The sequence below is a fragment of the Streptomyces sp. NBC_00440 genome (assembly GCF_036014215.1).
Classification (GTDB): Bacteria; Actinomycetota; Actinomycetes; order Streptomycetales; family Streptomycetaceae; genus Streptomyces.
Genome location: NZ_CP107922.1, coordinates 149729 through 167740, shown reverse-complemented (window position 1 = coordinate 167740; position 18012 = coordinate 149729). Strand labels below are relative to the sequence as shown.

Below are 18012 nucleotides of genomic sequence, written 5' to 3'. Positions count from 1 at the left end.
AACGGGACACTGCTTCGATCGCAGGCGACTGCCCGCTGCCGGGACTCAGCGAGGGCGGGGTCCCAGCACTGCCTCCGCGCCAGGGATCAGCCACAAGCTGCTCAGCCGGTCGTCTTGGGTGTCGCTGGGTACGGATGATCGGCGTGCCCGCAGCGGCGGTTGGGCGGCTGTTTGCTGGTTGGTCTTCTGCGCCGGAGGTGTCGTCAGTTGGCCCGCTGCCGGGATCTGCTCACGGGCGATGCGGCGCTGGTAGGTGATTCCCGGGCGGGTGCGGTACCAGCGGTTTCCGTCGTCGAGGTGCAGCCAGCCCTCGTCCGCCAGGCGCTGCACGGCGCCGCTCAGCCACTCGTCCGGCCATGGAGCGTCCGGGTTCTCGTCACAGTGGGCCGCGACCAGGACGCGCAGGCGCGGGCCGTGGCCGTGGCGCTGGACGTGGTGCAGCGCCAGTGTGTGTCCTCGGCGCACCGAGAGCAGGCGAGGGTCCCCACCATTTTGGGAGAAACGCCGCTGCCACTCCGCGTTCAGTTCGTTGACGTCCTGGGCAAGGGGGATGGTTATGCGGCATCGGCAGCACTTGATACGGCGGTTTGCTGTCCAACTCCTGCAACCACCGGGAAGGCACGTGCGGGAGGAGTGTGCAGGCCGGGACACACCCCGGCGAGCAGTGCTTCCAGGCCTATTGGGAGACGCCGCCGGCCGGACCGCTGCGCTGGCTGTACGGCAGAGGGTCTATGGCCCACCGCCCCCTTGACTCCCGGGGTATCACGCGAGAGGCGCTTCTCACTCAGCCAGGCCAGCGAAGCATTCGGAGCAGATACTTTCCTCGTCCGTAGGCCTGTAGAGCCGCCCGCACTGCATGCAGTCCTGCAGGTCGTCCTGTACTTCAGCGCAGTTGAAGCAGAGGGGGACCGATCCGCCGCTGGTGACTGTCTCGGCTTCCAGGACGAGCGTTGGCGTGTCGCAGTCCGGGCAGTCCACGAGGGTGTCCTCGTAGGGGTCTCCGGGTGCCGGGGAGTAACCGAAGGCGTTGTCGTACGTGCTGGCCAGCTCTAGCGGGTCTGTCCAGTCGCGGGGACAGAAAAGACAGCTGTTCGTGTCTCCATCGACGATCAAGGCCAACTGCTGGCAGTCAGGACAGGAAACAGTTCGGTCTTCGTGTCCTTTGAGGTCGTTCTCCTTGAGCCGCTCCATGCGGCTGGTGACGTAGCTCGCTATGCGCGTCAATCCGGTCCGGATCTCTTCCAGATCGTCCGCAATGGCGGCCTCGTCGTCGGCGTCGAGGTCGGGCAGGAGGTGCTGGTCCAGGAAGCGGATCAGGAAGTCGAGCACGTCGGCTGCACGTGTGAGTACGGCGTTGGCCTCTTCGGTGATGCCCCAGTGCTGGAGCTGGTTCCGAGTGGTCGCTAGGTCGAGCAGCGTCTTCTTGTCGTCCGCACTGATGTCGAGGCCGACGGCTTCGACGAGGCGACGGACGGTCTCGTTGTTGGTGGCGCTTTCGAACTCACCCTTCTCGAACTTCTTACGGTTCGTCTTCTCGGCCTTTGAGATGACAAGGCTCCAGTGCTCCTCACGCAGGCGGGCCTTGAGAAGCACTTCGGCGGCCGCTTGGAGGTGGAGGACGGCGTACTTGAGGTCACGCTCGCTCGGCTCGCCACTTTCACGGGCGAGTCGGTCGATGACATCGCGCAGGTAGTCGATTCCGTTTGGGACTGGGGGGTAGTGGATGTGTCTCTTTTGCGCGTCAGCGTCAGCCATAGCTGCCTCGTTCTGCTTCTAGTTGCCTGGGTGCTGAGCTCAACATACGCAGCGTAATGAGGCCCGGGTGGGGAGTTCATCGACAACTAGGCTCGTCCGGATTTTGTGCCACTCCAGGAGGTCCTGGAATGCAACGGCCGCCGGGGCGGTCCCAACCTCGATCAGTGCCCGGGTGCCGTCTCGCTCGCCGTGGATCTTGCGGGCCTGTGCCCACCAGGCGTCGTGGACCGGGGTGAATTTGCCTGCGGACCGGGCCTGTTCGAGTGCCGTGGCGCCGGGGAAGGCGCCGGGCTTGCGGATGAGGGCTTCGAGGTAGTGGTCCAGGTCCAGTCGGCAGCTGCCCTTCGCGATCAGCCTCTTGTGCCGGGCGACTTCGACGTTCCGGTCGTTAACCACCAGGTGGGAGGCGTGCAGAACGACGCGTACCCGCTTGCCGATCAGACGGGTCGGGACCGAGTACCGGTTGGTCCGGACGGCGATCTGGCTGTAGCGGTCGACCCGTGGCGTGAACAGCCGGACCGACGAGCTGTGGCAGGCGCGACATCGCGAGCCGGCGACCCGGTCACACCGGCGACGATCCCTTCAGCACTCCGGGGCGGCACCTCCTGTGCTGAAACGGGGGCCAGCCAGCTCCTCCCGGGCGCCGCTGGGCTCACCAGCGTTCCACGACGGGCATCGTGCGTCCTGAATCGCGCTTGGACCGGATGAACTGAAGAGGGCCCATCCAATCGCATAGCGGGGCAGATCAGGACGTGTGTGGGTTCCTGGTCAGGCCCGTGGGGTGGTCCTGGAGGTGAACGGGATCACCGGGCGAACATGACGGCGAGTTGGTCAAACGGGTCGCCCATCTGGATGGACACAGCGCGGCGCCGCACCGGGGTCTACACGATGGGAAGGGCATGCCAGCGGCAGCCTGTAGATCACGCCTCGTGCTTCCTGCGGCACGAGAAGTGCTCGGGCAGTCCTTCGGGACCGGGGAGGCTTGCGGGCTGACCGCAGCCGAAGCGACAGAGGGGGATCGCCCTTCCGGACGCGTCGACCGGCACTCGCGCTGCCTCGGAATCCCGGGGGCGGGACTCGAGGACGATCGAGCGGCTTCCGCGTTTCTGCGTCGGCTTGGGTCGTACATCCGAGGCCGGGCGGTCCTCGGTGCACTTGTCGCGCCGATCACCGTGCCGTACCGCTGCCTGACTCTCTTTCTTATCCGGGCTGGGCCCGTTCGCGTCGAGGTACTTCTGCCACTGCTGCGCGGGGAGCCACCCGTGGTGACCCCCTCGCTGAAACGGGATCCGCTCGCCGGCCGCGGCTTCGACGATGAACCGGGTGAGGGTCAAGCCGCCTTCTCCGGTGAAGGCGCTCGACTGGTGGGCGGGGACGAGGAGGCGGTGCCAGCCTCCGCAGTATCCGGCGTCGGTGGGGTTCTCCGGGTTATAGGGCTTGTCCGGGCACCGGGTAAGCGCACCGCTCTGAGTGCACTGGCCCTCCTCCAAGACGAAGTTGCCATCCCGGATCGCGATCGGGTTCTTCTGCACGCGAATGACGGAGGCCGGCAGGTTAGGGGTGCGGACGTAGGGCACGGTGCCGATGCCTGAGTGGTCAGGGTCGGCGAAGTCCCAGACCGACTGGATACCGCCACGCCGACGAAACCCTTCCCGTGCACGCATTCCGCGGGCGGTCTGGGCGCTCAGCTGCGGTTCGTAGCCCAGGACGATGCCGTTGGCGCCGGTGATGCGCACATCGAGGCGCGCGTTCCCGTCGGGAGTCTGAGACTCAATCTCGGCGGGGAAACCGTGGTCTTCGGAGTCCTTCGCGACGCGTTCCTTTCGGGCGAGGTGCTCGTCGGACTCGTGACTGATGGGTTTCTCCCCGGGCTTCCGGTAGTGAGAGGCGAGCCACACGTTGTCGCGCTGGACGAGGTACATGGAGACGCGCCGGCCGCGGAGGTCCCGGCAGTCGGGGCAGATGAGGCCTCGCTTGTCGACGGGCACACGGCCGCGCATACGGATGAGGACGTCGAGGAGACCCTGGCCGTGCGGGACGCCTAGGTCTGCCCGGTCCAGGTCGAGGTTCCGGCCGGCCGGTTCGTAGTAGACAGGGTTGCGGTAGAGGTCTTCGTCGCTGTCGATCTGGAGGTCGTCGTCCATTGGTACTCCCCACAGCCGCCACGAGTAGGACTCATAACGGTACGGGGAGGGTCTGACAACGCTCGGGTACCGTCACCCAAGGTCACTCCCGACAACTGAGTGCAACCAATCAAGAGTCAGAGGGTGTCGGGGTGGCGGCGGCGGTGACCGTGGTGTGGGTGGGCGGGCACTACGTGAGGGGAATCATCCATTCCCGACGGGCCGCGACCCGAAGACGGTGCCCGGGCTTCCTCTAGGCGACGCCCATCCATACGCCGGGGCCGAAGGTGCCCTTGATGTCGGAGGCGACGGACGTCGGGTCGACTTCGAAGCCCAGTTCGTAGACGACGGTTTTCTGCGGGGCGCGGATCTGCAGGCGTACAGGGCTCTCGCCCTTGTGTGCGGACAGGATGCTCTTGAGTTTCCTGACGGTGGGCTCGTTCACCTTGTGGGAGAGGAACGACAGCTGGACGGGGGGCCGGCCGCCGTGTTCGGCGGAGGACACGTCCAGGACCTGGAGCTCCTGGCCGAAGATGCTGACCGCCCCGTCCCTGTCGTTGAGCCTGCCCTCGACGGAGACCACGCTGTCCTCGATCAGTGCGTGCTGGACGAGGTTGTAGGAGGCGGGAAAGTACAAGACTTCCATCTCACCGTCCCGGTCGGCGAGGGTGACGATCGCCCACGGGCTGCTCTGTTTGGTCATGCGGCGGTCGACACCGGTGATCAGGCCGGACAGGCGCACGACGCCTTCGGTGCGCCCGGATCCCAGGAGTTCGCTGATCGTGGTGTCGCGGTGTCGGGAGAGGATGTGCTCGGTGCCGTCCAGGGGGTGTGCGGAGACGTACAGGCCGAGCATCTCGCGCTCGCTGGCCAGGAGCTGTTTCCTGGGCCATTCACCTTCCGCGACGGGGAAGTCCAGCCCGAGCACCGGCTCTTCGCTGTTGCCTGCGCCGAGGTCGGCGAAGAGGTCGTCCTGGCCGAAGGCGGCTGCTTTCTTGACCGGGATGACGGAGGCAATGGCGGGTTCGTGGATCGCGCACAGGCCCTTGCGGGAGTGGTGGAGCGAGTCGAAGGACCCGGCCTTGATGAGGGACTCGACGGCGCGTTTGTTCAGTGCCGGCAGGTCCGCCTTGTCGAGGAAGTCGGCGAAGGAGACGAATTTGCCTTTGGCCTTGCGGCTGGCGACGAGGGACTCAATGACGTTGTCGCCGACGTTGCGGACCGAGCGCAGACCGAAGCGGACGTCGTCGCCGATGGCGGTGAAGTTCGCGACGGACTCGTTGATGTCCGGCTGCAGAACCTGGACGCCGAGCTTGCGGGCGTCGGCCAGGTAGATCGCGGCCTTGTCCTTGTCGTCGCCGACGGAGGTCAGGAGGGCGGCCATGTACTCGGCCGGGTAGTTGGCCTTGAGATAGGCGGTCCAGTAGGAGACGAGCCCGTATCCGGCGGTGTGGGACTTGTTGAACGCGTATCCCGAGAAGGGAAGCATGACGTCCCACAGGGCCTTGATGGACTCTTCGGAGTATTGGTTTCCCTGCATGCCGGCATGGAATTTGTCCCATTCGGCGGCCAGCACCTCGGGCTTCTTCTTGCCCATCGCCCGGCGCAGCAGGTCGGCGCCGCCCAGGGTGTATCCGGCGAGTTCCCGGGCGATGGCCATGATCTGCTCTTGGTAGACGAGCAGGTGGAAGGTGTTGCCGAGGATCGGTTCGAGGGCGTCCTTGAGTTCGGGGTGGATCGGGGCGATTTCCTGGCGGCCGGTTTTGCGGTGCGCGTAGTTGGTGTGGGCGTTGGCTGCCATGGGGCCGGGGCGGTAGAGGGCGAGGGCGGCTGCGATGTCTTCGAAGCGGGAGGGTTCCATGAGCTTGAGGAGGGTGCGCATGCCGCCGCCGTCGAGCTGGAAGACGCCGAAGGTGTCGCCGCGGGCCAGGAGATCGAAGGTGGTTTTGTCGTCCAGGGGGATGGCCTGGGAGCCGTCGAGGGGAACGGTGTCGGTCGTCAGGTTGACCCCGCGGTTCTCGCGGATGTTCTGGATCGCGTGATCGATGACGCCCAGGTTCCTCAGGCCCAGGAAGTCCATCTTGACCAGCCCCATGTCCTCACACGAGGGGTAGTCGAAGCCGGTGATCTTCACGCCGTCCTTGGCGCGCATGTGGAGCGGGATCCGGTCGGTGAGCCGTGTCTTGGAGAGGATGACGGCGGCCGCGTGGACGCCGGTGCCCCGGATCAGGCCCTCGACGCCTTTGGCGCCGTCGACGACCTTCTTGACGTCCGGTTCGTTCTCGTAGAGGCCGCGGATTTCGCCGGCCTCACCGTTGCGCGGGTGCGAGGAGTCGAAGATCCCGGAGATCGGGATCGACTTGCCCATCACGTCCGGCGGCAGAGCCTTGGTGATCCGCTCGCCGTGCGAGAAGGGGTAGCCGAGGATCCGCGAGGTGTCCTTGATCGCGTTCTTGGCCTTCAGCTTGCCGAAGGTGTTCACCATCGCCGTGAACTCGTCCCCGTACTTCTCGACGACGTAGCGCACCATCGCGTCGCGCTGGCGGTCGTCGAAGTCGAGGTCGACGTCGGGCGGGTTGATGCGCTCGGGATTCAGGAACCGCTCGAAGAGCAGGCCATGCTCCAGGGGGCACAGCTCGGTGATGCGGGTGGCGTAGGCGACGATCGAGCCGGTCGCCGATCCACGGCCGGGACCGACGGGGATCTTGTTGTCGCGGGCGTGCTGGACGATGTCCGCGACGACGAGGAAGTAGGAGGAGAAGCCCATCGGGCCGATGACCGTCATCTCGGTCTCGAACCGTTCCATGACCTGGTCAGGGATCGGGGAGCCGTAGCGCATCTCCAAGCCCTTGAGGACGTCCTTGCGCAGCCACGACTCCTGGGTCTCGCCCTCGGGGACGTCCGGGAACTGCGGCATCTCGTCTTCGGGGGCGAAGACCTCTTCGTAGGACTCGATGCGCTCCGCGATGAGCAGGGTGTTGTCGCATGCTTCGGGAAGCTCGGAGAACAGATTGCGCATCTCGGCCGCGGTCTTGAGGTAGTAGCCGCTGCCGCTGAACCGGAACCGGTCCGGGTCGTCCTTGTTCTTGCCGACCCCGATGCACAGGAGGTTGTCGTGCGCGTCCGCGTGCTCCTCCAGGACGTAGTGGGCGTCGTTGGTGGCCAGCAGCGGGATGTCCAGGTCCTTCGCCAGGCGCAGCAGGTCGGTGCGGACGTTGCGCTCCAGGTCCAGGCCGTGGTCCATCAGTTCCAGGAAGTAGTTCTCCTTGCCGAGGATGTCCTGGTACTCGGAGGCGACTTTGCGGGCCTCGTCGTACTGGTTCAGGCGCAGCCGGGTCTGGATCGCACCCGAGGGGCAGCCGGTCGTCGCGATGATCCCCTCGGCGTGCTCGGAGATCAGCTCCATGTCCATCCGCGGCTTCCCGGACGGGAACTGGCCCGTGTAGGAGGCCTCGGTCGACATGTAGAACAGGTTCCGCAGACCCTGGACGTTCTGCGCCCACATCGTCATGTGGGTGAAGCGGCCGCCGCCCGAGACGTCCTTTGACCCTTCGCCGTCGTCCGACATGGCCCGCACACCACCGGGCCCCCAGAACTCCTGCTTCCGGGAGCGCCGGGACGAGGGGGCGACGTACGCCTCGATCCCGATGATCGGCTTCACGCCCGGATGCTTCTTCGCCACCTGCTGGAACTCGTAGGCCCCGAACATGTTGCCGTGATCGCTCATCGCGATCGCCGGCATGCTCTGACGCGCGACCTCCTCGAACATCGGACCCAGCCGCTGGGCCCCGTCGAGCATCGAATATTCCGTGTGATTGTGCAGGTGAACAAAGCTGTCAGCCACCGGGCAGGCACCTCCGGGCAGGTCGTGGGAAGCCCCCACCCTAGTCCTCGGACCCCATCCGAAACGCCGGTCTCCTCCCGCCCCTCGACGGACAGAAACATCCCTGATTCCGTGACCACGGACTATCACGGAAAGTCTCCGACCAGTCCCTGACAGCACCCGCCATGTGCCCCGCCCCGCAGCCCGCAGCCGCGCCACGGGGAGCGAGCGGAACCATGAAATCCCGTCCCGCTGAGGTCGGTCGGCGCGCGCCGTTGCCTCTCGCCAACCCCTCCTGGCTGTCCTACTCTGCAGCTCATGACCGAAGCCGGAGCCCGCAACCGGGCCGCCGCGTTCCCTGCAGCACGCTTGGCCGCTCCCGCGGTCCCCCCGGCGCGCACACCGCCCAGCCGGCGGCCCGTTCATCCCGGTGCGGAGCAGCGAGTGCAGGACGTCATCAGCCGTTACCAGGACGGCGAATCTGCCAGGGCGCTGGCCGACGCCCACGGGATGAATGAGCGCACCGTGTTCCGGATCCTGTGCCGGCACCACATCCCCCGAAGGGGCAGCCGCAAAGAACTCCCGCTCAGCAATCAGGAGATCGCCCGGCGCTACCTTGAGGAACGCCAGGAGATCCAGCAGATCGCCCAGGAACTCGGAGTCAGCCGGCACACCATCGCGGCCCGCCTGACCGAAGCCGGTGTGAACCGGGCCGTCGGACAGCGCCCCCTCGACCTTCCCGATGAGCTCATCACCGAACGCCGCCGCGCCGGGGAATCCGCACAAACGATCGCCGAAGACCTGGGTATCTCACACACCACCGTCTTCAAACACTCAAAAGTCCTCTGAGGGCAGGCGCACCGCGCCCGCCACCGCTGCTCCCCCCCGTTCACACTCACCGCGACGGGCCGGGGGCTGCGGTGCTGAGCGCCCGTCCGCCGACGGGCGCTCAGCACCCGCGGGTGGAGAAGTATTTGACGAGTGGGGACCCATTGGACTAGCCGGTCCCTACGATGGGCTCACGGGCTGTACCGGCCTGGCTACTGTCTCGGGGAGGCTGTTGTGACGACTACACCGCTGCACACCGGTGAGAGCCCGGCCCCGCCGTCGTATCCGCCGAAGACCCCGCCGCCGCCGAAGAAGCCCGTGGAGCCGCCGCGCCCGCAGCGTGAACCGGTGCGCTCCTACGGGCCGCTCGGCGCGGGGACGGCGGTTGCGGGGCGTGGCCGTCCGGTGGTGACGATGGCGAACCGGCGAGGTGCGAACTGGGCCTTGGAAGCCCAGCCGTGGGCGCCTGCGAAAGCCTGTCGACTGGTTGCCGGGCAGCTGGGGGAGTGGGGCTACCGGCCTGACCGGGCAGCCCTGGACCGGGTGGTGACCGCTCTGATGACCGCCGCGGTCGACGAGGGGCCCAGGATCAGTGTCCACCTCGCCGACCAGGACGAGCACGCCCTGGTCATGGTTCTCTCACACCAGCACCAGGCACCGACCGACGACACGCTGCTCCACGAGCTGGCGGTGCTGGGCGTGGTGTCGTGCGGGGTTGATACGGATCAGGAGCACGGCGGCCGCCGCCGTTGGGCACTCCTCGCCATGTGACGGGCCTTAAGTCACCGGCGTACTGGGCGCGCCCTCGCACGGGTGACGATCAAACTCCACCTCGCCGTCGACGCCTCCTCCCACGTCCTGGCCACGGTGATCACCGCCGGACAGCGGTCCGACGCCCCGGTGTTCTATGAAGTCATGAACCGCATCCGCATGCCCAGACTGGGCGGCGGGCGCCCCCGGGTCCGCCCCGACTACGTTCTCGCGGACCGGGCGTACTCCTCCCGCGCGATCCGCGAGTACCTGCGTCGGCGGCGGATCCCGCACACCATCCCGGAGAAGCGTGACCAGGCCGGACACCGGATCCGGCGCGGCAGCGCGGGAGGCCGTCCACCTGGATTCGACCGCGAGACGTACGCGCGCAGGCACAAGGTCGAATGCCGGATCGGCCTCCTCAAGCAGGCCCGGGGCGTCGCGACCCGCTATGACAAGCTCGCCGTCCGCTACGAAGCGACGGTCCAGCTCACCCTCATACGACAGTCCCTGTGACCATGCATTACCCGGATACGGGATCATCACCGCATGGACCGGGTGATAGACCTCGACGAGGCCGCCGCTGCCCTCACGGACCGACGGCCCGTCTGGCAAGCCGCAGGACTCACTTGCGCACCACTGACCTGGCGCGATGCGTCGTCGGCGTGGCCGTATCAGCTTGAAACGAACAGGTCCAAAGTGACTGCCCCCGACTCGCTCGGCATCCATATGCACGGCCCGCACGAGGCGGAACTCCTGGTCGTCCTCTACTGCGGCGGGTGGGCGGACATCGACTACATCGCGAGCCTGGACGACGCGGGCACGCTTCCTACGCCAGCAGTGAAGTCGGCAGGGGCTTTCGGCTCTCTGCTCGACACCTGCGTGACTCGTGTCTTCGGCCTCCCAGCTGGCGCCGAGCAGGAAGCGTTCTCAAACACGCCCTAGTGTTCTGAGTCAGGAATTCTGTTCAGATAGCTGGCGAGGCGTTCGAGGATTTCGTCTGCGGTCTTCGTCCAGATGTAGGGCTTTGGGTCGGTGTTCCAGGTGGCGATCCAGTTGCGGATGTCCTTCTCAAGGGCGTGGACGGATTTGTGGACGCCTCGCCGTATCTGCTTGTTGGTGAGTTCGGCGAACCATCGCTCGACGAGGTTGAGCCAGGACGAGCCGGTTGGTGTGAAGTGCAGGTGGAACCGGGGGTGGGCCAGCAGCCACTTCTTGATGGCGGGTGTCTTGTGGGTGGCGTAGTTGTCACAGACGAGGTGGACTTCCAGGTCGCCAGGCACCTCTTTGTCGAGCTTGACTAGGAACTTCTTGAATTCCTCGGCCCGGTGCCTGCGGTGCAGGGAGCTGATCACCTTGCCGGTGGCCACCTCGAGTGCGGCGAACAGCGTGGTGGTGCCGGCGCGGACGTAGTCATGGGTCGCCCGCTCGGGAACACCGGGCATCATCGGCAGCACCGGCTGCGACCGATCCAGGGCCTGGATCTGCGACTTCTCATCCACGCAGAACACCAACGCCCGTTCGGGCGGGTCCAAGTAGAGACCGACGACGTCGTGGACCTTGTCGACGAAGTACGGATCGGTTGACAGTTTGAAGGTCTCCGAGCGATGTGGCTGCAGGCCGAACGCCCGCCAGATCCGGGACACCGACGACTGGGACAGACCCATCTCTTTCGCCATCGACCGCGTCGACCAGTGTGTCGCGTTCTTCGGGGTGGATTCCAGCGTCCTGGTGACGACCGCGGCGACCTGGTCGTCCGTCACCGTCCTGGGGCCACCCGGACGTGGCATGTCACCCAGACCTGCGATTCGATATTGCACGAATCGGGCCCGCCAGCGGCCCACCGCCTGTGGTGTGGAACCGAGTTGAGTAGCCACGTCCTTGTTGGAGGTGCCTTCGGCGCAGGCCAGGATGATCCGGCACCGCAATGCCCACGCCTGCGGCGTGGAACGGCGCCGCACCCACTCCTCAAGTGCGGCCCGTTCCTCATCCGACAGAGTCAACTCGGCCTTCGGCCGCCCCATCCGCGCCATATAACAAGCCTACACATATACGCGGAATTCCTGACTCGGAACACTAGTTCGAGGACCATTTCGAGACCGGCCCTGCCGCAGTGCCGACAGCCGGGGATGAGGCTGGCCGGCAATCCGGTCGAAGCCCTATGAGCCCACCGTGGCTTGCACGAATCGCCGAAGGTGCGCACGCACGGTGTTGGGCTGCTCCAACCAGGGCTCGTGCCCAGCGTCTTCGACGCGGGTCAGCGGAAGATCGAGCCTGAGCGCGAGTGCTCCAAGGGCCGACACAGGACGGGGGTCGTCGGCCCCACCGAGGAGCTCCGCCTGCGCGGGCAGGCATGCGCGGAGCTCGGCAAGATGCTCATCGAGCGGGTCCGCGCGGCCTTCCTTGCCGAGCTCGCTGTTCATAGCCCAGTTGACGGGGCGACGCTGCCGGGCGCCCTGCGTGGCCCAGTGCCACCCGCGTTCGGGATCGGCGTGGTCGGTGAACCAGGCCAGTGTGAGCAGCTCGACTTCCTGCTCCTCCGTGCGGTGCGGCAACTCCTCCAATGCGTGGAGCCGCTCCTGCTGCGCTGCGGACATGAGGCGGCCTCGCTCCGCTCGGTCCCCGGTACGCCAATCACCGACGAACGGCCCGCACATTAGAAGCATCGCGGCAACCCGGTCCGGGTGCGTCAGGCAGAACCGGCTCGCCAGGTCAGTACCGTAGGAATGCCCGATCAGCACAGCTCTGGGCACGTCCCATGCGTCGAGCAACTCGACGAGATCGTCCACATGCCGGGCGAAGCAGTGGCGCCCCCGCCACGAGGATTGACCCGTGCCTCGCTGGTCGTACCGATACACAGGCGCGAGGTCCGCGACCATGGGGGCGACATCGCCCAGATAGTCCGGCAGACCCGGACCGCCATGCAGCATGACCACGGCCGGCCGCCGAGTCGTGTCCCCCAGCGCCATCCAACGTAATTGCGCCTCGTCGGTCATCGACGTGAGGCCCTGCGTCTCCATCAAGGTCACCGCGGAGAATCTACCGGTGCCACTGAGGCTCCGCCAAAGGTTAAAGAGCAAGCTCAGCCCGGATCGAGCAGCCGGGCAGCGCGCCGTACGAGGTGACGGACGCCCACGTCGACATCAGCGGTCACGGCTGCCGCATGGACTTCCTCAAGCTCATCTTGCCCGCCGACCGGCGGACCCTTCCCACCACGAACGAGACCACGGAGGCACAGGCATGACGGACACCACGACTGAGACCCCGGCGACCACCGAGAGGACCACCGCGGCGGTCCCGCAGCAGGAGCCGTACGTGCCGGAGGCTCTGGGGGCCACCCGGATCGCTGGGCTGCTCGGCCAGCACACCGGCCAGCCGGTCACCCCCGATGACGTCGCCGAACTCGTCGCCCAGGAGCACCTGGAGGTGGTCGACCACTACAAGGGGTGGCCGATGTACTCCACGGCGGCCGCGCGCGAGCTCGACACCGAGCTGGTGCACGCGGTCGTCGCCGAGCGGGTGGCGTGGGAGGCGGCGAGCCTGGCCCGGGACGCGGCCGCCGAACGGATCGGGTGGCACTGGAGCGACCTCGTGCGCATGGGCGAGGAGGGCCGCATCACCACCGGGCGCGGCGGCCGGTACCTCATCACCGACCTGGACACGATGGCCGCCGAGGCCGACGGCGAGCAGTACGTCACCGCGAAGTACGCCGCCACGGACGTGCTGGAGATCCGGGCGAGCGACTGGAAGTACGTGGAGGCCGCCGGATGGATCCGCCCGGCGCAGACCTACGAGAGGGAGGTCGGCCGCCACCGTACGGTAACGGTCTCGCTCTACCGGCTCGGCGACGTCCGCGCGCTCCTGGAGCTGCCCGGCGTCGACTGGGAGGCCGTCCGCGGCCTGACCAAGGGGACGCCGTCCCCGCTGCGGGAGTACGCCAAGCTCGCCCCGACCCGGGCCGCCGCCGTCCGGGCCTTCGCGCAGGGCCTCGCGGACCGGCACGGCGTCACCGTCTGGGCCTGGAACTCGCCGTACTCCGGCTGCTGGGAGCTGGACTGGGAACGGAACGAGGACCTGCCGACCGCCGACACCGTGCGCCGGGAGCTGGCCGACGACCAGGAGGCCGGCACCTACGCGGCGGGGATCACGCTGTGCCCGGCCTGGGGCGCGATCACTCGCGAGGCGCTGGAGCTGATCCAGCCGGGCCGCGCGGTCATCCTCGACACCGAGACCACCGACCTGTACGGCCGGATCGTCGAGATCGCGGTGATCGACGCGGCCACCGGCAAGAAGCTGATGGACACCCTCGTCAGTCCCGGTGCCCCGATCAGCGACGGAGCCCGTTGAAACCGACGGGTTCGCGGATTCCGGAAGTAGAACGGCCACGAACTCACCGCGATAGGACTGCTATGACTGGCAGTCTGCAGCGGGTTCGTGGCCGTTCTGGGGTTCTGGGCTCAGTTGGGCACTGCGTCGAGGTGACGCTTGATGCCGGATGCCAGGAGGAGCTTGTCCGGGGTGCCCGGGAACTCGCGGATCGCCTGGAGGAGTTCCCGCTCCGGACGTCCGGTGATCTTGACGTCGAGCACGTTCAGAAGTTCGCCCCACTTCGCCCGAGACAGAAGACGCTGCAGCTGGCTTGAGATCTCAGCATTGGCGAACGATCGGAGGGCGAGTGAAGCCTGCTGCGGGTCGAATCGGCCGATCAGATCGAGGTAGATCGGCTCGGCCGCGAACACTGGGCCGTTGCCGTTGGTGAGGAACACCGTGACCACGGTCTTGACGTACTGGCGGACAAGGTTGGCCGGGACAGACCCGTGCTGTCCCACGAGTTCGGCCAGTCGCCGGGCTACTCGCGGTTCGTTGTAGAAGTTGTTCACGGCGAGGTGCACATCCATGAGCTCCTCGATCACCTCGGCCATCTCGGAGACCTTGACCGCTTCGGGGAGGTAACTCCCCCCCTGAGCAAGGTCAATGAGTTGCCGAGCGAGGGCGGCTTGCGCATGGTCGGCATCGGCCAGGAAGCGTCCGAGGCGGGTGCCGGCCCAGAATCGAGTGTCGTCGGAGATGTAGGGCCAGAGCTTCGGCCAGAGGTCGCGGATGTTGTCGCGCGTGTGCGGCTCGGCGCTGATGGCGGTGTAGACCCCGAAGAGTCCGATGGCCAGGGTGTCAGCCTTCTCGGTCGGGAGCTCCTTGAAGAACACCGCCGTCTGCGCCAGATAGGTGCTGTCCAGCCTCGCGGCCTGGACGTTGACCACCAGCTTCTTGATCTCGGCGACCACATTGTTGTGCGGGAGGGTGATGACCTCCCGGATGCACGTTTCCAGCCAGTCGGCTAGCTGAAGGCCCGTCAGCGACACCTGGTTGGGGTGGGCCGCGCTGGCGTAGTTGCGCATGAACCGGATGTGGTCGACCTGGTGGTAGCCGACATCGCTGATGAGCCCGATCTCACGGGCCCCGCTGAGGAGCTTGGAGTCGTCGAGCTTGACCAGGTCGTCGGCGGTCTTCAGCTCCTTGCGACGGTTCTCGCTCTTCTCTGCGACGGCATAGAAGTAGGAAAGGTCGTAGCCGATCACGCGCTTCCGCAGCTCGATGACCGTCTCGTCCCAGAGGTAGTTCAGCGCCGCATCGAACAGTCCGACAGAGCCGGCCATGATCATCTTTGCGATGTATGCCGACCTCGCCCGCTGTTCATCATTCAGACCGGCGAGGGCGTGCTCGGTGGTCTGCAGCAGGGCATGCCGCTGGTTAAGGGCGACCAAGACGTCCTCGGTCGGCAGCCCCAGGCCGCCGAGGCGGCTCAGGATCAGGTCCTGGAAGTTCCGAAGGCCGTCAAGGGCGACCTGGGCCGGCTCGCGTCGTATAACTTCCCCGGAAGCGCTGACAACGGGCAGCGGCTCACTCTCTGTCATGCCGGAAGGGTAGGTCCCGGATGGTCATGGCGTCTCCGGGTTTCACCTAGTTGTGCTGTCTCAGCACGTTGGATACGCGGAACTACTTCCCTGGTGCACGATTCTCCCTAGTCTTGGACCATGGATTGGTTCACGGCGGCGGCGGTGGGAGCGGCTGGCGGCGCCTGCATGGAGGCCGTTGACGTCATCAAGGCCATCAAGTGGCACCGCCAGATGCCGTGGAACGTACAGTCGGACACTGTCGATCCGCCCCAGCGCAGAGCTGACGTGCGGCCCGGCGAGGAGCGCTTGCCGGCACCCGGCTGGAAAGCATATTGGTTCGCCGGGGTGCTGCGGCTGCTCGTCAGCGGGGCCCTGACCGGTGCCGTCGCAGCCACCTATCCGCAAAGCACGAATCCGCTGGTGGCCTTCCTCGTCGGACTGGGCTCGCTGTCTGCTGTCCAGCAGGTCAGCACGCTCGTGCCGTTGATGGTTAAGAGTGTGGGGCGGGCTGCTTTGGGCGGTGTGGTGGAGGAGGCGCAACAGCAAGCGCAGGCCCTCCATCAAAACGCGCAGCAGCCTGGCCCTGGGCAGCCGAATGGTGCTCTGCAGGAGCCCCAGACGGGTAGTCCTTCAGCAGGGGACCCAAAGCCGGACACGGGCGTTGTCGCGCAGCAGGATCCGACGGGCGGAGGTGGTGTGGCATGACGATTCCTGCCGCGTCCTTCGTGGGCCGCGTCCTGGCCGTATTTTCACGTCGCTCGCCAGGACTCAGGCCACCCCTGAAAGCTTCCGGCTTGTCGACTGTGCCGGGCAGCCTTGGTGTTCCCTCTCGCGGCGCGTCCCAGGCTGATTCAGCCCAGGACGGCACGTCGGGGCGGAGGTTGGTTGAAGTAACGACTCAATGGAAGGCCGTGTCTCTCCAGGGCCGGCTCCGGCATCGTGGAGACCTTCAGAGGCTCTCAGATTTGCTGGATTCGGCTGCCCGCGTTGACGCCGCCCCTGCCACCGAGCGCGCCCGCGGCCTCAGCGCCAGACTCGCCCGCATCCTCGATGACGCCCGCGATCGCATCCCCATCGATGGCGCCCCCACCGAAGGTGACCTCCGCGAATTCACCATGGACCTGCTAGTAGCTAGATCCGACGCCCGCGAACTCGAGAGCTTTCTCTCCTCCTCCCGCCAGCGCGCCCTTGTCAGCGAACTTGATCGCATGCTTTGGCGCCTTGACGACCTTGCCCGCAAACTCCTCAGCGAGCTCACCCGTGACCGCGACCGCGCACGCGCCCGCGACATCGCTAGCGAACTTGATCGCATGCTTGGGCGCGTTGACGACCGCGCCCCCGACGTCGCCCACAACATCGCTTCCGTCCGCGACCCTGCGCGCGAACGCGATCTCGCCCGCGACCTCGTCCAACTTGTCGACCGCGCCCGCGACCGCGCCAGCGACCTTGCCCCCTCCCGCGCACACAACCGCACCCGCGAAGACGTCCGCGACCTCGCCAGCGACCGCGTCCGCGACCTCGCCGTCGAACTTGGGTACGCCCTCGACGTCGATTTCGCCCGTGGCCTCGACCGCGCCCTCACTCTTGCTAGCGCCCCCGCCTTCGGCGTTGAAGTCGGCCTTGCCGTCGCCCTCGCTTCCGACCGCGGCCTCTGGAGCGGGCTCATCCGAGCCGGTGCCAACCTGCGGTCCGCGGCAAGTGACTTCGTCGGCGCTGACCTCACCACTGTGAGTCTTGGTGAGGCCAATCTCGTAGGGATTCGCTGGGACAGCAGCACACGCTGGCCACCTGAGTGGGCAGATCGCGTCCGTACATCATCCGTGGAGAATCCTGCTGGGTCCGGGATCTTCGTCGTCCTCCCCCAGGAGGGCCCCCATGTCACCGATCGCGGTTCCCTGGCACCAATGTCATGAGACAGCACACCTAGTCTGCGGTTGATCACGCCTGAATCGGATCGGTCCTCCGGCCAGGGTGGGCTGCCTGGACATATCTGGTCGCGGTCTCGTTGGAGAGTCCGAAGACGCGCACCAGTCGGACGGGGTCGGCCGTGTGGCGGGCCTCGTCGAAGATCCTGTCCTGGCGGAGTTTGTCCGCGTTGACGCCGCCGCGCTGGAACGGGGTTTTGACGACTTCGACGCTGACCAGTGGATGCAGGTCGTTGACCGCGGTCTGTCTGCTGACGATCAGGTAGGGGCTGGTGCAGTCCGGCCAGCGTTCAGTGCGCTCGATGATCCAGGCAGTTGCCAGGTTCATGGTGAGTTCGTCGAGATAGACCACGTGATCCATACGGCCCTGGCGGCGGACCCGCAACTGACCGCGGGCCCGGTCGAGATCCTCCAGCCGCAAGCAGCGGATCTGCCCCGCGGGCAGGGCGTGAACCGCCGCCAGGGCGACGATGAGTTTGTCGCGGGCACCGGGAACCCTGTGGAGCAGACCGCGCAGGCGATCGGAGGGCAGGGGAGCCGGCAGATGCCGCGCAACGGTCAGGACGACAGTGCGGGCAGGGTCTCGGAAGATCAGACGCTCCCGCTTCAGCGCGCGGAACATCGACCGGAGTCCGACATGGATGTTCCGAGCCGCCGTTCCTCGCCGCGGCTTGAGGACGTCCTCAATGTGGTCCTTGGTGATCTCCCTCGGATCGCCCAGGCCGGCCGCATGCCAGTCCCGCAGGGCGGGAGCGACGTCGCGGACGTATCGGTTGATGGTCGCCGGGGCTCTGGGCAGGCTCGGCTTGCTGCCCTGTCCGGTCAGAACGTCGATCCAGGCATGCACCGCGTCGCCGAAGGGTTGGGGTAGCTGGTCTGCGGTCCTGCGGGCCGCGGCGAACTGGCCGTTGACC

15 protein-coding genes and 1 pseudogene are annotated in these 18012 nt (G+C 66.7%); 7 read left to right on the top strand and 9 right to left on the bottom strand.

All coding sequences use genetic code 11. From position 1 onward, the window contains the following. Positions 1-45 precede the first annotated feature (45 nt). The 5 genes and pseudogenes from OHB13_RS38140 to dnaE form a co-directional block, all read right to left on the bottom strand. The gene (locus OHB13_RS38140; RefSeq protein WP_328380642.1) at positions 46-465 is read right to left on the bottom strand and encodes a hypothetical protein; all 420 of its coding nucleotides are present in this window, start codon (positions 463-465) and stop codon (positions 46-48) included. 315 nt (positions 466-780) lie between these two features. After that, positions 781-1755, bottom strand: a complete 975-nt coding sequence (locus tag OHB13_RS38135) for a hypothetical protein (RefSeq protein WP_328380640.1) — start codon at positions 1753-1755, stop codon at positions 781-783. A 153-nt stretch (positions 1756-1908) separates the two neighbouring features. Further along, positions 1909-2271: pseudogene (locus OHB13_RS38130) on the bottom strand (Mu transposase domain-containing protein); the annotation flags it as partial. Between the two features lie 404 nt (positions 2272-2675). Next, positions 2676-3899 (bottom strand): hypothetical protein, encoded by a 1224-nt coding sequence (locus OHB13_RS38125; protein WP_328380638.1) that lies wholly within the window; start codon positions 3897-3899, stop codon positions 2676-2678. Between the two features lie 232 nt (positions 3900-4131). Then, positions 4132-7722 (bottom strand): DNA polymerase III subunit alpha, encoded by a 3591-nt coding sequence (gene dnaE, locus OHB13_RS38120; RefSeq protein WP_328380636.1) that lies wholly within the window; start codon positions 7720-7722, stop codon positions 4132-4134. A gap of 423 nt (positions 7723-8145) precedes the next feature. On the opposite strand from dnaE, the gene OHB13_RS38115 reads away from it, so the two are divergent. From OHB13_RS38115 to OHB13_RS38100, 4 genes are all read left to right on the top strand, one after another. Beyond that, positions 8146-8550 (top strand): hypothetical protein, encoded by a 405-nt coding sequence (locus OHB13_RS38115; RefSeq protein ID WP_328380635.1) that lies wholly within the window; start codon positions 8146-8148, stop codon positions 8548-8550. Between the two features lie 213 nt (positions 8551-8763). Then, the gene (locus OHB13_RS38110) at positions 8764-9300 is read left to right on the top strand and encodes a hypothetical protein (protein WP_328380633.1); all 537 of its coding nucleotides are present in this window, start codon (positions 8764-8766) and stop codon (positions 9298-9300) included. 42 nt (positions 9301-9342) lie between these two features. After that, complete coding sequence (locus OHB13_RS38105; RefSeq protein WP_328380632.1) at positions 9343-9795, top strand: transposase; 453 nt, start codon at positions 9343-9345, stop codon at positions 9793-9795. 183 nt (positions 9796-9978) lie between these two features. After that, positions 9979-10224, top strand: a complete 246-nt coding sequence (locus OHB13_RS38100; protein ID WP_328335841.1) for a hypothetical protein — start codon at positions 9979-9981, stop codon at positions 10222-10224. On the opposite strand, the gene OHB13_RS38095 is transcribed toward OHB13_RS38100, so the two are convergent. After that, on the bottom strand, positions 10221-11303 hold the full coding sequence (locus OHB13_RS38095; RefSeq protein ID WP_327299484.1) for an IS630 family transposase: 1083 nt from the start codon (positions 11301-11303) through the stop codon (positions 10221-10223). The genes OHB13_RS38100 and OHB13_RS38095 overlap by 4 nt on opposite strands. 135 nt (positions 11304-11438) lie before the next feature. Continuing rightward, a complete protein-coding gene (locus OHB13_RS38090; protein ID WP_328380792.1) occupies positions 11439-12299 on the bottom strand; it encodes an alpha/beta fold hydrolase in 861 nt (286 codons plus the stop codon). 220 nt (positions 12300-12519) lie between these two features. Here OHB13_RS38090 and OHB13_RS38085 point away from each other — a divergent pair, with 220 nt between their 5' ends. Beyond that, complete coding sequence (locus tag OHB13_RS38085; protein WP_328380629.1) at positions 12520-13626, top strand: hypothetical protein; 1107 nt, start codon at positions 12520-12522, stop codon at positions 13624-13626. A gap of 110 nt (positions 13627-13736) precedes the next feature. On the opposite strand, the gene OHB13_RS38080 is transcribed toward OHB13_RS38085, so the two are convergent. Further along, complete coding sequence (locus OHB13_RS38080) at positions 13737-15191, bottom strand: hypothetical protein (protein WP_328380627.1); 1455 nt, start codon at positions 15189-15191, stop codon at positions 13737-13739. A gap of 120 nt (positions 15192-15311) precedes the next feature. Between OHB13_RS38080 and OHB13_RS38075 the strand changes: the two genes are divergently transcribed. Both OHB13_RS38075 and OHB13_RS38070 read left to right on the top strand, forming a co-directional pair. Continuing rightward, the gene (locus tag OHB13_RS38075) at positions 15312-15878 is read left to right on the top strand and encodes a hypothetical protein (protein ID WP_328380625.1); all 567 of its coding nucleotides are present in this window, start codon (positions 15312-15314) and stop codon (positions 15876-15878) included. Between the two features lie 206 nt (positions 15879-16084). Continuing rightward, complete coding sequence (locus tag OHB13_RS38070; protein ID WP_328380623.1) at positions 16085-17086, top strand: hypothetical protein; 1002 nt, start codon at positions 16085-16087, stop codon at positions 17084-17086. 25 nt (positions 17087-17111) lie between these two features. Here the strand turns inward: OHB13_RS38070 and OHB13_RS38065 are convergent, their stop codons facing one another. Beyond that, positions 17112-17945, bottom strand: a complete 834-nt coding sequence (locus OHB13_RS38065; RefSeq protein ID WP_328380621.1) for a site-specific integrase — start codon at positions 17943-17945, stop codon at positions 17112-17114. Between the last annotated feature and the right edge of the window lie 67 nt (positions 17946-18012).